The following is a 249-nucleotide window of genomic DNA, read 5'->3' as shown; positions in this document are numbered from 1 at the left end:
CTCTCGATCCCGAAATCGCCGGACAGGGGACTGGCGTCCATCAGCGGCGACCAGCGACCGATGGCCGCGTTGAACCGATAGGCGCCGCCCATGTCGGATCGCGCATAGGCCAGGCCTCGTTCGACAGGACTGAAGACGATGCCGGGAATAAAGCCGCCTGCGCCCACGACGACATTGCGCCACACATGGGGTGCGGCCCTGCTCGCCAGCGCTTGGCCGGCTATCGCCATTGCGCCGGCGGTAAACGCC

1 protein-coding gene is annotated in these 249 nt (G+C 67.1%); it reads right to left on the bottom strand.

Annotated elements, in window-relative coordinates; all coding sequences use genetic code 11:
* Window positions 1-249 (bottom strand): hypothetical protein (locus tag RYX56_RS26750; RefSeq protein WP_317124362.1); only part of this gene is annotated, 249 nt, incomplete at both ends.

Source organism: Alkalihalophilus lindianensis (genome assembly GCF_032843265.1).
Classification (GTDB): Bacteria; Bacillota; Bacilli; order Bacillales; family Bacillaceae_D; genus Alkalihalophilus; species Alkalihalophilus lindianensis.
This window is presented reverse-complemented; position numbering and strand designations above follow the sequence as displayed.